This is a genomic window from Bacillus cereus group sp. MG1 (genome assembly GCF_040460035.1).
Taxonomy (GTDB): Bacteria; Bacillota; Bacilli; order Bacillales; family Bacillaceae_G; genus Bacillus_A; species Bacillus_A cereus.
This window is the reverse complement of sequence record NZ_JARVGY010000001.1, coordinates 5,293,121-5,307,857: the sequence shown is the minus strand read 5'-3', so window position 1 is coordinate 5,307,857 and position 14,737 is coordinate 5,293,121. Positions and strand designations below refer to the sequence as shown.

Here is a 14,737-nt window from a genome sequence, read left to right as displayed (position 1 = left end):
AAAAGTGTTATAAATTATCATATTAAAAAACTAATATTTAAAATGGCATGGAAGAGAAGAGTAGTTAAGAAAGAATACGTACAGAGAGCTCTGGTAGCTGAGAAAGAGCGGTATACATCTTAACGAAAAAAGACTTGGAGCTGCGCAAGGAACTAATTTATTTAGGGATGGTGCGACGGGTTCTCCCGTTATAGAGATAGGGTATAAGCATATTTTGCCGTACCTGAAGAGGTTAATATGGTGACATATTAACAAACTGAGGTGGTACCGCGAAGCTAACAACTCTCGTCCTCAAGATGAATAATCTTGGGGGTGGGAGTTTTTTTATTGCATAAAACTGAGAATACGAAAACAAAAAATAATTGAGGTGAGCAATAAATGCATTGGGCGTATGAAGTAGCACATGAATTAATTAGGAAACATCCAAATAAAGAAACGTTTGTTTGTGCATCTGGAATTAGTCCTTCAGGTTCTGTTCATATTGGGAACTTTCGTGAAATCGTAACGACTTATTTCGTAGTAAGAGCACTTCAAGGTTTAGGGAAAAAGACTCGTTTTATATTTTCGTGGGATGATTATGATCGATTTAGAAAAGTTCCAAAAAATATTGATCCATCTTTTGCAAAGTATATTGGTATGCCATACTGTGATATTCCAGATCCGTATGGATGTCATAACTCGTATGCGGAGCATTTTGAAAAAGAGTTTGAAACATCGCTTCAAGCATTTGGAATTGAAGTAGAATTTATTTATCAACATGATGAATATAGAAGTGGAAGGTATAACAAAAATATTTTAGAGGCTTTGTATAAACGAAAAGAAATATATGATATTTTAATGGATTTTAAAACTGGAGAGTGTAGTGAAGAAGAGCGAAACAATTTTTATCCAGCTACATTATATTGTGAGAGGTGTGGAAAAGATACAACAACTATTACACATTTTGATGAAGTATTAAAAACCGTCCGGTATGAATGTGAATGCGGAAATGAAAAAGAATTATCCGTATTAAATACAAATAAAATGAAACTAAACTGGAAAATCGATTGGCCGATGAGATGGATGATAGAGGATGTTATTTTTGAACCGGGTGGAAGAGATCACTCATCAGAAACGGGTAGTTATAATGTATCAAAAGAAATTGCAAGGAAAATATTCAATCGTGAAGCGCCTCATTACGTTGCTTACGATTTCATTGGTATTAAAGGGAATCATGAAAAAATGTCTAGTTCTTCAGGGAATAGCATTACACCAAGCGATTTATTGAAAGTGTATATACCAGAAGTAATTCTCTTTATGTTTGCCAAATACAAACCAGGCGCTGCTTTTCATATTGGGTTGGATGAAGATGTGATTCGTAATTATACAGAGTATGAACGATTGAAAGATAGCTATGAAAATAAAACGCTCAAAAATGAAGATTTATTTGATGCAATTAAACTCTCTAAAGTTGATAGGCAGTTTAAAGAATATCCGAGATTTAATCAAGTAGCAGGAACGTTACCGCTATTAAATTTTGATTCATCTATTTTACAAGATACATTAGAAAAAATAGATAGAAGTTATACATTAGATGCTATGATAGCGATATGTAACCGCGCAGAGTATTGGATAAAAAACTTTCAATCTGAAAAATTAATTGCGGTAAATCGAGAGAGAAATACAGAGTTTTACAACACATTAGATGAAAGACAGAAAGAATGGTTAGTAAAAGTTTGCAATATACTTCGTTCTAACAAAGATTACTCTAACTTAATGGAGCAATTGTATTCGATTTGCCATCATGACAATAAAAAAATAATGAAAGAAAATCAAAAACAATTATTTATTATTATTTATAAGCTCATTATGAATCAGTCTAGTGGCCCACGTATATCGTTATTAATACATGTGGTGGGCATCGAAAAATTCATCTCATTACTAGATTTCTAAAATAAAGCTAAAAGAAACGCAAGTACTTAGACCTCTAAGTACTTGCGTTTCAAATTTTGCTAGCGTGAATACATTTTTGGACATTCATCACCACTCGGTTCATAAAAACAATGGCTTTTAAACTGTCCTACAAATGGCTGATTATACCATTCAGGTGGACAAGCTCCAACTGGACGGAAATACCAAAGAGCCCATCGTGCAGGCCAGCGCCATTCACCTTGTAAAACTTTTCGTGCAATTTCTTTTTCTGATTCACGAGCGCGTTGATAAAAATATCCATATTGTACTGCTTCAAATCCGCCGGGGCTTTGATATACAGCGTCGCGTACGGTACGGAGTTGTTTAAAATCTAAGCAATCACAAAATACACGGTTTACTACAACGCATCCAACTAACTCCTCACCTTGGCGACCTTCGCCTTCAGCTTCAGCACGAATTAAACGAGCTAGTAAATCAACATCACTTTCGTTGTATGGAATAAGGGGCATAGTGATACCACCTTTCTGTTATAGTAAAGAGTGTATGTTATAAAACAATCTGCGTGCTTTTTTACATAAAAATAACATTTAATTTTAAGAGGAGCTTGTATAAAAAGAGCTAATTAGTAATAGTAGATAAATATAAAAGGGAGAGGTATTATGTATCGAATTCATAAAGACCATATCATTTACTCAATGTCACCAGAAAATAAACCTTGTATGGAAGTGGAAATTGGGAGCAGTCTTGTATTTGAAACATATGATTGCTTTGAAAATCAAATCGATTCTGAAGATGTTGTGTTTCAAGAATTAGATTGGAACCGAATTAATCCAGCGACTGGACCTGTATATGTTAAAGGAGCAGAACCTGGCGATATATTAGCCGTAACGATTGAAAAGATTAAAATTGCAGAGCAGGGCGTTTTAACTACAGGTGCAAACCTTGGTGTAATAGGGAATGAGTTAAATGAAAATACAGTGAAAATTGTCCCAATACATAATGAACATGTTTTGTTTTCAAGTGAACTACAAATCCCGATTAATCCAATGATTGGGGTAATTGGTATTGCACCGAAAGAAGAGAGCATTTCATGTGGCACACCGCATGATCACGGCGGGAATATGGACTGTAAAGAAATTAAAGAAGGAACAACATTACTACTACCAGTTAATGTCCCAGGAGCACTATTAGCGTTAGGTGATTTACACGCAGCAATGGGGGATGGTGAAATTGGGGTTAGTGGAGTAGAGGTTGCTGGTGAGGTAACTGTAACAGTTCAAATTATAAAAGGGAAAAAATGGCCACTACCAATGGCTATTCAAAAAGAAAAAGTAATGACGATTGCTTCAGAAAAATTGCTAGATGATGCAGCAAATCGTGCTGTACGTAATATGGTGACATTTTTACATGAAGAATTAGCAATGTCTAAAGCTGATGCAACGCTTTTATTATCGGCAGCAGGTAATTTAAAAGTTTGCCAAGTTGTGGATCCGTTGAAAACGGCGCGTATGGAATTAGGGATGGATTATGTGGAGAAACTAGGATTTACTTTTAGTAAATTTCATATTAAATAGATAAGGGACGAAAAAGGATACTTTTGTATAAAAGCATCCTTTTTTAATTTACGGATTTTGTGAAAAGAGGTAGTATTTATTTTATATAAGTATATTTGAGATTGTGGATTAAAAAGGAGTTCAATAATGGTCAAAATTATGATTGTAGAAGACGATATGAAAATTGCAGAACTATTATCGACACATGTTGGGAAATATGGTTATCAAGGAGTTATTGTATCGGACTTTCAAAATGTATTAAACATTTTTTTAGAAGAACAACCAGAGTTAGTTTTATTAGATATTAATTTACCGAGTTTTGATGGGTACTTTTGGTGTCGTCAAATTCGCGGAGTTTCTACATGTCCGATACTATTCATTTCGGCCCGTGAAGGCACGATGGATCAAGTTATGGCGTTAGAAAATGGTGGCGATGATTTTATTCCGAAGCCTTTTCATTATGAAGTTGTAGTGGCGAAAATTCGTAGTCATTTAAGACGTGCATATGGAGATTATGCACCGAAACTAGAAGAGCGAATGATTGAGCAACAAGGCCTTTGTTTATATCCTGAAAGACTTGTATTGAAACTTAGAAATGAAGAGATTGATATAACGAGAAACGAAGCTATTTTATTAGAGACATTAATGAAAAATTATCCGCGTGTTGTGAGTAGAGAAGTGTTACTTAATAAATTATGGGATAGTGAATCTTATGTTGATGATAATACATTAAGTGTAAATACAACACGTGTGCGTAAAAAGTTACAAACGTTACATATAGAAGGTGCGATTGAAACGATTCGTAGTGTTGGATATAGATTGCATATTACTTGGGATACTGGTATAGAAAAATGATAAGGTTGTTTATACGTGATCATATACCACTTATTTGCTTTACTATAATTCAACTACTAGCTATATTTCTCGTATATTGGTTTGATGGGCATAATCATATTACAACGGCGTTATATGCAATGTTTCTAGGGGCTTTCTTTATGGGAAGTTATTTAGTGTTTCGTTATTTTACACATCGTTCTTTTTATGAGCGCTTAGCAAACCCGATGCAATCTTTGGATGAATCTGTTCAAAAATCTGATTTTGCAGCTGTATCGGCTGCTCTTCAAGAACTACTTGAGGTGCAATATCGACATTATCAAAATCAGCTGCAAATGCAAGAGAGAAAAAATAATGACCATTTAACCTTTATGAATCAGTGGATTCATCAAATGAAAACACCTTTATCTGTAATAGAATTAATTACACAGGATGAAGTAGATTCACGTTTTGAAAGTATAAATGAGGAAACTGATCGATTAAAAAAGGGATTAGAAATGGCTCTGTATGTCGCACGTTTAGAAGCATTTACACAAGATTTTTATGTAGAAAGAGTACAACTACATAAAATAGTGAATGATTCGGTACATGAGCATAAACGGTTCTTTATCCGGAATTTTGTATATCCAGAGCTTGAAATTGATAAGGACATTACTGTAGAAAGTGATGCGAAATGGTTACAATTTTTAATTGGGCAAATACTATCGAATGCGATTAAATATTCATCAGGTAGTAGAGAAAAGATTAAAGTGAAAGCTTGTAAGGAAGGTAATACCGTTATACTTGAAATTGCTGATAATGGCGTAGGTATACCGAAGCAAGATTTACCAAGAGTCTTCAAACCTTTCTTTACAGGAGAAAACGGTAGAGATTTTAAAGAATCAACAGGAATGGGGCTATATCTCGTATATGAAATTACGAAGCAATTAGGACATAGTGTAGCAATCCATTCAGAAGTTGATAAAGGTACGGTAGTACGAGTAATGTTTTTTAATGTGTAAAAAGTGATCAAGGCTAAAGAACGTTGGAGATAAGTTTTTTAGCCTTGTTTTGTATTTTTTAAAAAGTTTTCATATGAATAAATGATACAAATTAGTAAAAATTAAAGATATGAGCACATGAAATTGTAAAAATAAACTTGAAGAAAAATAATTGCTTTTGAAGTACAAATAATAATATTTACGCATACAGTATTATCATGGTACAATATGGTTATTAATGACAGAAAGGAATGATGGGTGGACGATGATTAACTAATCTTATTTTTAAATGTTGAAATTCAATAAATTTCAATTTCTAAAAAATAGGATTAGTCTGCCCAATTTCCATAGAACGGTATTGCTATTTATGTTATGTAATAGCTTATTTGGGTGTAAATATTTTAACGACTAATCCTGCCAAATTTATTTGGGAGGATTTTTTTATTCTCCCTTAATGAAAGGGATCGGTATTATGAAAGAACTATTAACATTAAATGATGTTTATGTTGAAATAAAAGAAAATATGTTGTTAGAGAAAATGAATGTGACAGTAAAACAAGGGGATGTTATCGGATTAATTGGTAAAAACGGTGCTGGTAAATCAACGTTACTTCAATTAATAAATGGAAAGATTGAGCCTTCAAAAGGGATTGTTGAATGGCAGCAAATGAATATGACAACCGCATATGTTGAGCAAGAAATAGAATCTTTTATTAGTAATGATGTAATTGCAAAAGAAGCAGAACTTCTTGCGAAATGGGGCGTGCCAACGAACGATTTTCATACTTTAAGTGGTGGTGAAAAGCTGAAAATTCGATTAGCAAAAGGATTTGCTGAAAATCCTAATGTCTTAATATTAGACGAACCGACAAATCATTTAGATGAGATCAGTACGGGATTTCTCATTAAACAAATAAAAAACATGAAAGGTACAGTTATCGTTGTATCGCATGATCGATATTTTTTAGATGTTGTCGCAACAAAAATATGGTCAATTGAGGACAAAAAATTAATTGAGCATAGTGGTAATTATACGAGCTACATGAAAGCACGTGAGCAAAAAAGAAAGTTGCAGCAGCGTGAATATGAAAAACAACAAAAAAAGATAGAACAAGTAGAAACACATATAAAAGAATTGAGTTCATGGTCACAAAAGGCACACGCGCAGTCTACAAAACAAGAAGGTGTGAAAGAATTCTATCGTGTAAAAGCGAAGCGAATGGATGCACAAGTGAAGTCAAAACGAAAACGACTTGAAAAAGAGCTGGAGAAAACGAAAGTAGAACGTGTGAAAGAAGAGTATTCAGTTGAGTTTTCTATTCAAGCGAACAAAAAAGTAGGAAAACGCTTTTTAGAAGTAAAGCAATTAAAAAAAGACTTTCATGGGAAAGTATTATTTGAAAACGTTAATTTTACAATTCAGCACGGTGAGAAAGTTGCGATTGTTGGACCAAACGGTAGTGGGAAAACAACATTACTGAAGATGATTATGGGAACGGAAACTGCTGAAGGAGAAATATGGATTTCACCTTCAGCAAACATCGGCTATTTAACACAAGAAGTTTTTGATTTACCGCTTGATAAAACACCAGAAAATTTATTTTTTAAAGAGACGTTTGAAGAAAGAGGAAAAGTCCAAAATTTAATGAAACATTTAGGATTCCAAGCGTCTCAATGGAAAGAGCCGATTGAGCATATGAGTATGGGAGAAAGAGTAAAGTGTAAGCTAATGGCTTATATTTTAGATGAAAAAGATGTACTCATTTTAGACGAACCGACGAATCACTTGGATCTACCTTCACGTGAACAACTTGAAAATACATTAGCTGAGTATAACGGAACATTAGTAATTGTATCTCACGATCGATATTTTCTGGAGAAAACAACTAACACAAAACTCGTGTTTTCAAACAATACGATACAAAAGCAGCTAGAAGAACCTACTAAAACAAGAGATGATATTGAAGAGCTACGTTTAACGTTAGAAACAGAGAGACAAGAAGTATTAGGAAAATTAAGCTTTTTAACTTCTAAAGACAAAGAATATAAAGCACTGGATGAACGGTTTATGGAACTTACGAAGCAGATTAAGGAGCTATAACGTAAATAAGGGGGATTAACATGGGAGAAGAGAGATTCACTAAGTTATTTAAAATAGATTGTGGAGATATATACTTGCAAGAGTTTACGGTCAAAGATGCAGAGAGTATTTATAAAATAGCAAATCAACCGGAAATAGCAAAATTTTTACCAGACTGGAAATCAACGAAAGAACAAAGGGTGGATTGGATTGCAGATTATGAAATACCAGCAAACAAAGCATTTCTTGATGCAGTGAAAACTACGAATAACATAGATAATCATATGTTAAAGCTAGGAATATTTAAGAAAGCTACAAATGAACTCATTGGATGGTGCTGCACAGGTATGAAAGAAGAACTCCCTTCACCAAACAGAGAGATAATGTATGCTATCTCAAATGAATATCAAAATCATGGCTATGCTACAAAAGCGACTAAAGGTTTAATTGACTATTTGTTTAAAGAAACAAATTTAAATGTCCTTAACGCAATTGCTTTAATTAACAATGTAGCATCAAATAAAGTTATTGAAAAATGCGGGTTTATTTATAAGAGCCAACAGAGGATAGAAAATCAAATATATAATCATTATATATTGAGAAAATCTGAGTGGATAAAAATATAACGTTTGGTAGTAAAAGACCGATAGCAATCGGTCTTTTCTCATTTATATAATAAAGATTTATTATACATTATATTTCCTACTACTATACAATTATTATAAGATAGTTATGCGTTAATTTTAGTTTGAAATAATTATGTTGTCATTTTTTTTAGAAATCTTACAAGCGTGTAAGGTAAATGAAAGATGAATCAATATGAGCTGTAAGACAATTCATTTACACTTTATAGTGAGCAGTGGAAATGAAGGGAGAATATACATGGAAATTTTACATGCAAAAAGTATTAGTAAAGTATATAAAGGGAAAGTACCTTATAAAGCATTAGTAGATATTGATTTATCAATTCAAGAAGGTGAATTTGTAGGAATTATGGGTCCATCAGGTAGCGGAAAAACAACGTTATTGAATATGGTATCTACTATTGATTCTCCATCATCGGGAGAAATATTTATTAATGGCACAAATCCTTTTCAATTATCATCAGAAGAATTAGCGTTATTCCGCAGAAAACAATTAGGATTTGTTTTTCAATCATTTAATCTTCTTAGCACACTTACTGTAAAAGAAAACATCGTATTGCCGATGACTTTAGATGGTGTTTCCGTGCAAGAAATGAACAAGCGATTGGAAGAGATTGCAGAGAAGTTAAATATTACAGATATATTGAATAAAAGAACGTTTGAAATATCAGGGGGACAAGCTCAAAGAACAGCAATCGCTCGTGCAATTGTTCATAAGCCGCAATTATTACTTGCAGATGAACCAACAGGGAACTTGGACTCTAAATCTTCAAATGATGTAATGGAGATGCTGGATACTCTAAATAAAGAAGAAAAAGCAACGATGATGTTAGTTACACATGATCCGTATGCAGCGAGCTTTTGCAGCCGAGTAATCTTTATTAAAGATGGTCAACTATATAACGAAATTTATTGTGGTGAAAGTAGGCAAACTTTTTATCAAAAGATTATGGATGTCCTTTCTTTGTTAGGAGGGAAAAGGCATGACTTTTCGTCAGTTCGCATTTAATAATATTTTTCGCAATAAGCGTACATATGCTGCCCATTTTTTAAGTAGTGCATTTTCTATTATGATTTTCTTTACGTATGCTCTTTTATTATTTCATCCTGATTTACAAGGTGAGTTGAAATCGACAAGTGCAACAATAAGTGCATTTGGTACATTGGGATTTTCAGTTTCGCAAGGATTGATTTTTGTATTTTCATTTTTCTTCATTTTATATTCAGTTAGTTCGTTTTTTAAAACGCGTAAGAAAGAATTTGGCATTTTAATGATGCAAGGTATGTCAATGAGACAGCTTAAGAAATTATTATTAATTGAAAATATGTTGATTGGACTTGGTTCAATTTGTATAGGGATTTTCATTGGACTCATATTTTCTAAACTAGTCTTATTGATAAGTGCAAGTGTATTAATGATTAATAATGGTTTACCTTTTTATATACCAGTGCGGGCTGTATTATTAACTGTTATCACATTTCTTTTCTTGTTTTTAATTGTTTCATTATTTACATTTAAAATGATAAAAGTAACGGAACTTGTGGAACTTATTCGAGCAGAGGAAAAGCCAAAACCTGAACCGAAATCTTCAGTTTTATTATCGCTACTTTCTTTAATTAGTATAGGGTATGGATATTTTTCAGTATTTCGCTTCATACCAAGTACCAATTTTATTACGCTTGGAATAGGTGTGCTCCTAGTAATTATAGGAACGTACTTTTTATATACACAGTGTAGCGTGTATATATTGCGCCTTGCTAAAAGGAGAGAATCTTTCTTTTTAAAGAGAACAAATATATTAACATTTTCTGAATTAATTTACCGTATGAAAGATAATGCAACGATGTTTTTTATAGTATCTATTGTTTCAGCAGTTGCATTTACAGCAATTGGTACAACAGCCGCAATTGGAAATAGGGATTTAGTAAGGATGACAAATCCCTATACATTTTTGTATGGAAGTCTTGAAAATGACAAAGTATTGAATAAAAATCTTTCTATTATAAAAAAGCACCTTTCTGATGCTAATATTCCGTATCGAATGGCTTCATCTTCATATATATACACAGAAAATGGCGTAAATGTAATGAAGTTAAGTGAATACAACGATCTTGCTAAAGCACTAGGCTATCAACAAGAAAAAATTGAAAAAGAAGATGAAATTTTATTAATTCCTGGAGTCGTATCACAAAAACAAGAATTTAAAAATGGCGAGTATAAAAAGAATATAGAAGTCATTCAAGGTGACTGGACAAAGACATTTCATGTGAAAAAAGCTGTAGAAAATTTAGTTTTACCACACGATTCTAGAACTATTTATATCGCTGTTCAAGATCAGGTATATGATGGAATGCCTCTTACTAGTGACCCAGTTAATAAAGAAATTCCATATCGTACTTACGGATTTGTTGTAGATGATTGGATAAAAACGAAAGAGATTTCCAATCAATTAAAGAGTATATTCGATAAAGATCTTAGGGACAGAGATTTCTACTTTGAAGCTTTAACATTAAACTTGTTGGAAGCAAAGCAAAAGAATGGTTTATTACTTATGGTAAGTATTTTAGTCGGAATCGTCTTCTTTACATTCGCTGCTAGTTTTATTTATTTCCGATTATATACAGATTTGGATCGCGATCAGCAGCAATATAAAATGATTTCGAAAATGGGATTAAGTAAAGGTGAGTTAAAAAAAGTTGTAACGAGACAGTTATTATTAATGTTCTTTTTACCAATTGTCGTTGCAGTGATTCATACTGTAGTCGCTTATATAGCATTACAGCAATTAGTCGATTTTTCTATCATAAATAGCTCTATCGTTATTTTAATTTCATTTATATGTATACAAGTTTTATATTTCTTTATAACCCGTTGGCGTTATCTGCAAAAGCTTTATAAGGTTATGGAGCAATAGAATTTATTAGCTTGTAAGACTACAATAAAGTATGTAGAAAAATGAACTGTATGATGAAAGGAAACGAGATGAAAAGAACTTTAACTATTTTTATGTTAACGATACTATTATTAATAAGTTTTAGTGCATGTTCTAAAAAGGAAAATCCATTTCCTGCAAACGGTGTATTAATTATTGGAGATGAAAATAATATTTCACCAATTATTAATCGTTATCAGGAAATTACGGAAGAAAATGAAGTGTTTTCTGTGAAAAAAGGGGAAGTTGGAAATGGAAATGTCTTAATTTTAAATGAATCTACAGCACAAGCATTGATTAAAGAAAAACTTTTTCGAAAACAAGATAATGGCTCCAATTATATTATAGATACGTTACCGAAATTCCCCAAAGAAGGGGCGCTATTATTTACAAGTGAAGACAATAAGACTATGAAAAGTATTAAAATAGGAGAGGAAGAGATTCCTGTTACATACGATAGTGATGCTTGGATAGGTAACAATCGTAAATATTCAACGGAATGGTATATGATTGTAGCAAAAAATAGTGTTTATAAAGAAATAAAGGCAAATGAAATGAAAATGCATCTTCTTCATTTGAAAAAATCACTAGGTGACGAAAAACCTAAAATGTCGACAGATAATACATTGGTTAATGAAAATGTCAAAGTAAAAAAGTTAATTAAAGGTTTGGAAGGAGAAGTATCTTTTCACTTTGTAACGATTGGCGAAAAACCTTAAAAAAGAGTTCGAAGTTGATAAAAATTTCATCAGCTTCGAACTCTTTTTAGTTTATAGACAAATCAATTATTATGCTTTACATTACTTCATTTAATCGAGTCTCACTCGTTTCTTCAATCGCATTTGAATTTTGAACTGAATTATTTTGTGCTTCTTTTTCTTTACGAGCCTTTTGTAGCATTTCAAGTATAATCCATAAAGGAACACCTTTATCCTTTAACATCTTCCATAAATCTAATTCATTAAATTTATGCTCAGGCTGTTTCATTTCTTTTTCAGATGAACGAATATCAAACTTGATAGGATCATTTATTTTCTTACTTTCAAGTTTAGTAGAAGAGATAGTATTATGCTCAAGAGTAGATGAAGTTATTTTAGTAGGTTGAGATAATGTATGAATATTTGATCCGATTTGCATGCTTTTTCCTCCTTTTCAAGCAATGAGATTAGTTTTCTTATGGTTTTTAAATCTTTTTAACATGAGGCAACTATATCTAATTATAAATTCAAATAAACAGATTTACAAGTTGTATTGTAAAAAGTAAATATTTACTTGAATTAATATTTATCAACATTTGTATATGTTTTCTATATATACAACGTATATAAAATACTTTACATTATGTTTAAGTTGTTAAAGTATTCTGTTAATTTTTTTAAAAAAGAAAAATGTAAACGTTTTATTAGGGGGAGAAAGTATGGGGAAGTTATTTTTAAAAATATGTTTTTTCGCATTAGTGACCGTATGTTCATTCGCAGCGAAAATATCATACGCTGAAGAGAGGCAACAAAATAATTATCCAATCATATTGGTGAATGGATTTGCTGGATGGGGTAGAGAAGAAATGCTTGGCGTAAAATATTGGGGTGGTGTTCATGATATACAGGAAGATTTGAAACGCAATGGTTATACGGTACATACCGCAGCTGTTGGACCTGTTTCTAGTAACTGGGATCGTGCATGTGAATTGTATGCACAAATTAGCGGTGGGACAGTAGACTATGGTGCCGTACATGCTGAGAAACATGGACATAATCGTTTTGGCAGAACTTATAGTGGTTTTGCGCCGAATTGGAGTGAAACAAATAAAGTTCATTTAGTTGGACATAGCATGGGTGGACAAACGATTAGAACATTAGTACAGCTATTAAAAGAAGGTAGTTTTGAAGAAAAGAATTATGTGAAAAATCACCCAGACATCAAAATATCACCACTATTTGAAGGCGGAAAATCATATGTTCATAGTGTTACAACATTAGCAACCCCTCACAACGGTACAACACTTGCGGATGGTAGTCTTCTACTGCCGTTCGTTAAAGATTTACTCATTACAGCTGCAAGCTTTGGAGGAAACAATAATTTATCATTATATGATTTTAAATTGGATCAATGGGGTATAAAGAAAAATGCTGGAGAGTCCTTTTTCCAATATAGTAATCGTATTCTAAATAGTTCACTTTGGAAAAATACAAAAGATATAAGTCAATGGGATTTAAGTACAGATGGTGCAAAGGAGTTAAATAATTGGGTAAAGACGCAACCAGATGTGTATTATTTATCCTATAGTGGACATGCATCACAAGCAGCACCTATAACAGGTTTACATTTACCGCATATTACGATGAATAAATTGTTGATGGGGAATGCATTTTTCTTAGGTTCTTATGCGAGATATGAAGAAAACCGTCCGTTAGTTGATACTTCTTGGTGGCAAAATGATGGTGTAGTAAATACGAATTCTATGATTGCACCATCTTCTAATGTTGCTGTAAATAATAATGGGTCATTACAGATTGGAAAATGGAATCATATCGAAACGAAAGCGAATTGGGATCATCTCGATATGGTAGGATTAAGTGTTTCAGACTCATTAGGTTTTTCTAGCATTCAAGAGTTTTATAGAACAATTGCTGAAAAGCTATCACGTTTACCGAAATAGGTAATAATAAAGCGCTCTCGATGGAATTCGAGAGCGCTTTATATTATATTGAAAGAGGGATTTGGTAGAAAAATATGGGGGGATATTATGAAAATTCAAGTTGTATTATCAGGATACGGAACAGTAGGCAGAGAGTTTATAAAATTATTAAATGAAAAATATTCATATATATATGAAACATATGGGATTCAATTAGTTGTAAGTGGCGTATTAGGGAGAAATATTGCAATACATAATGAAGACGGCTTATCACTTCATCATTTATTGATGTATGGTGGCGGTACCGCTGCAATTGAAAAATATTTAGAGTATCATCCGAAGGAACGTGCAACAACTAGCATAAGTGGTACTGTATTGGTAGAATCAACAGTTACAAATCTTAAAGATGGAAATCCAGGGAAACAATATATGAAACAAGCGATTGAGAAACAGATGGATATAGTAGCAATTTCTAAAGGGGCGCTCGTTACAAACTGGAGAGAAATAAATGAAGCAGCAAGAGGCGCAAATGTACGAATTCGATATAGCGGTGCAACAGCCGCTGCATTACCGACCCTAGATATCGGACAATTTAGTTTAGCCGGTTGCAGTATTGAAAAAATAGAAGGAATATTAAATGGAACAACTAATTATATTCTTACGAAAATGTATGAGGAAGATATGACATTTGAAGAAGCATTGAAAGAAGCACAAGATAAAGGAATTGCTGAGACAAACCCTATATTAGATATAAGTGGTTCAGATAGTGCGTGTAAATTGTTACTTTTGACAAACAGCTTAATGGAAACAGAGAAAACACTTACTGATATACATATAAAAGGAATCGAGCACGTTACAAAACAGCAAATTAGAAATGCTAAGGAACAACATAAAATTATTAAATTAATAGCATCAACATATAAGGATGAGGGTGGCAATGTGAATTTAAATGTTGAACCGTGCGAAATAGAAAAAGATCATCCGTTAGCAAAAGTAAATGGGACCGAAAAAGGAATTACGTTCTTTACAGATACGATGGGACAAGTTACTACAATTGGTGGGGCTTCTAATCCACGAGGCGCTGCAGCTGCAGCTTTAAAAGATGTGATTAACTTATATCGAAAAGATTTGTAAGACCGTACCGCCCTTTATAAAAAATACATA

At 32.7% G+C, this 14,737-nt stretch carries 13 protein-coding genes and 1 other annotated feature; of the genes, 11 read left to right on the top strand and 2 right to left on the bottom strand.

Annotation, left to right across the window (positions count from 1 at the left end):
• Positions 1–39 precede the first annotated feature (39 nt).
• Positions 40–296, top strand: a binding site (T-box leader).
• Between the two features lie 82 nt (positions 297–378).
• Positions 379–1,932 carry a lysine--tRNA ligase gene (gene lysS / locus QCI79_RS27665; RefSeq protein WP_000558626.1) on the top strand — a complete coding sequence of 518 codons (1,554 nt, stop codon included), beginning with the start codon at positions 379–381 and terminating at the stop codon, positions 1,930–1,932.
• A gap of 59 nt (positions 1,933–1,991) precedes the next feature.
• Here lysS and QCI79_RS27660 read toward each other — a convergent pair whose 3' ends face one another.
• A complete protein-coding gene (locus tag QCI79_RS27660) occupies positions 1,992–2,420 on the bottom strand; it encodes a cell wall hydrolase (RefSeq protein WP_001128398.1) in 429 nt (142 codons plus the stop codon).
• A gap of 150 nt (positions 2,421–2,570) precedes the next feature.
• Here QCI79_RS27660 and QCI79_RS27655 point away from each other — a divergent pair, with 150 nt between their 5' ends.
• From QCI79_RS27655 to QCI79_RS27620, 8 genes are all read left to right on the top strand, one after another.
• Entirely contained in the window at positions 2,571–3,485 is a 915-nt protein-coding gene (locus QCI79_RS27655; protein ID WP_000285663.1) for an acetamidase/formamidase family protein, read from the top strand.
• Positions 3,486–3,611: 126 nt separating this feature from the next.
• Complete coding sequence (locus QCI79_RS27650; protein ID WP_000239000.1) at positions 3,612–4,319, top strand: response regulator transcription factor; 708 nt, start codon at positions 3,612–3,614, stop codon at positions 4,317–4,319.
• On the top strand, positions 4,316–5,299 hold the full coding sequence (locus QCI79_RS27645; RefSeq protein ID WP_002101031.1) for a sensor histidine kinase: 984 nt from the start codon (positions 4,316–4,318) through the stop codon (positions 5,297–5,299). The genes QCI79_RS27650 and QCI79_RS27645 overlap by 4 nt, the downstream gene beginning before the upstream one ends.
• Positions 5,300–5,750: 451 nt before the next feature.
• The gene (gene abc-f, locus QCI79_RS27640; RefSeq protein ID WP_021727705.1) at positions 5,751–7,379 is read left to right on the top strand and encodes a ribosomal protection-like ABC-F family protein; all 1,629 of its coding nucleotides are present in this window, start codon (positions 5,751–5,753) and stop codon (positions 7,377–7,379) included.
• Positions 7,380–7,399: 20 nt separating this feature from the next.
• Complete coding sequence (locus tag QCI79_RS27635) at positions 7,400–7,984, top strand: GNAT family N-acetyltransferase (RefSeq protein ID WP_000503527.1); 585 nt, start codon at positions 7,400–7,402, stop codon at positions 7,982–7,984.
• Between the two features lie 256 nt (positions 7,985–8,240).
• Positions 8,241–9,011 carry an ABC transporter ATP-binding protein gene (locus QCI79_RS27630; protein WP_000404276.1) on the top strand — a complete coding sequence of 257 codons (771 nt, stop codon included), beginning with the start codon at positions 8,241–8,243 and terminating at the stop codon, positions 9,009–9,011.
• Positions 8,986–10,917 (top strand): ABC transporter permease, encoded by a 1,932-nt coding sequence (locus QCI79_RS27625; RefSeq protein ID WP_021727704.1) that lies wholly within the window; start codon positions 8,986–8,988, stop codon positions 10,915–10,917. The genes QCI79_RS27630 and QCI79_RS27625 overlap by 26 nt, the downstream gene beginning before the upstream one ends.
• Positions 10,918–10,967: 50 nt before the next feature.
• Positions 10,968–11,654 carry a lipoprotein BA_5634 family protein gene (locus QCI79_RS27620; RefSeq protein WP_000975419.1) on the top strand — a complete coding sequence of 229 codons (687 nt, stop codon included), beginning with the start codon at positions 10,968–10,970 and terminating at the stop codon, positions 11,652–11,654.
• Between the two features lie 76 nt (positions 11,655–11,730).
• Here QCI79_RS27620 and QCI79_RS27615 read toward each other — a convergent pair whose 3' ends face one another.
• Entirely contained in the window at positions 11,731–12,072 is a 342-nt protein-coding gene (locus tag QCI79_RS27615) for a DUF3914 domain-containing protein (protein ID WP_001165522.1), read from the bottom strand.
• 280 nt (positions 12,073–12,352) lie between these two features.
• On the opposite strand from QCI79_RS27615, the gene QCI79_RS27610 reads away from it, so the two are divergent.
• On the top strand, positions 12,353–13,594 hold the full coding sequence (locus QCI79_RS27610) for an esterase/lipase family protein (protein WP_000517064.1): 1,242 nt from the start codon (positions 12,353–12,355) through the stop codon (positions 13,592–13,594).
• Between the two features lie 87 nt (positions 13,595–13,681).
• The gene (locus QCI79_RS27605; protein WP_000701762.1) at positions 13,682–14,707 is read left to right on the top strand and encodes a homoserine dehydrogenase; all 1,026 of its coding nucleotides are present in this window, start codon (positions 13,682–13,684) and stop codon (positions 14,705–14,707) included.
• Positions 14,708–14,737: the final 30 nt, after the last annotated feature.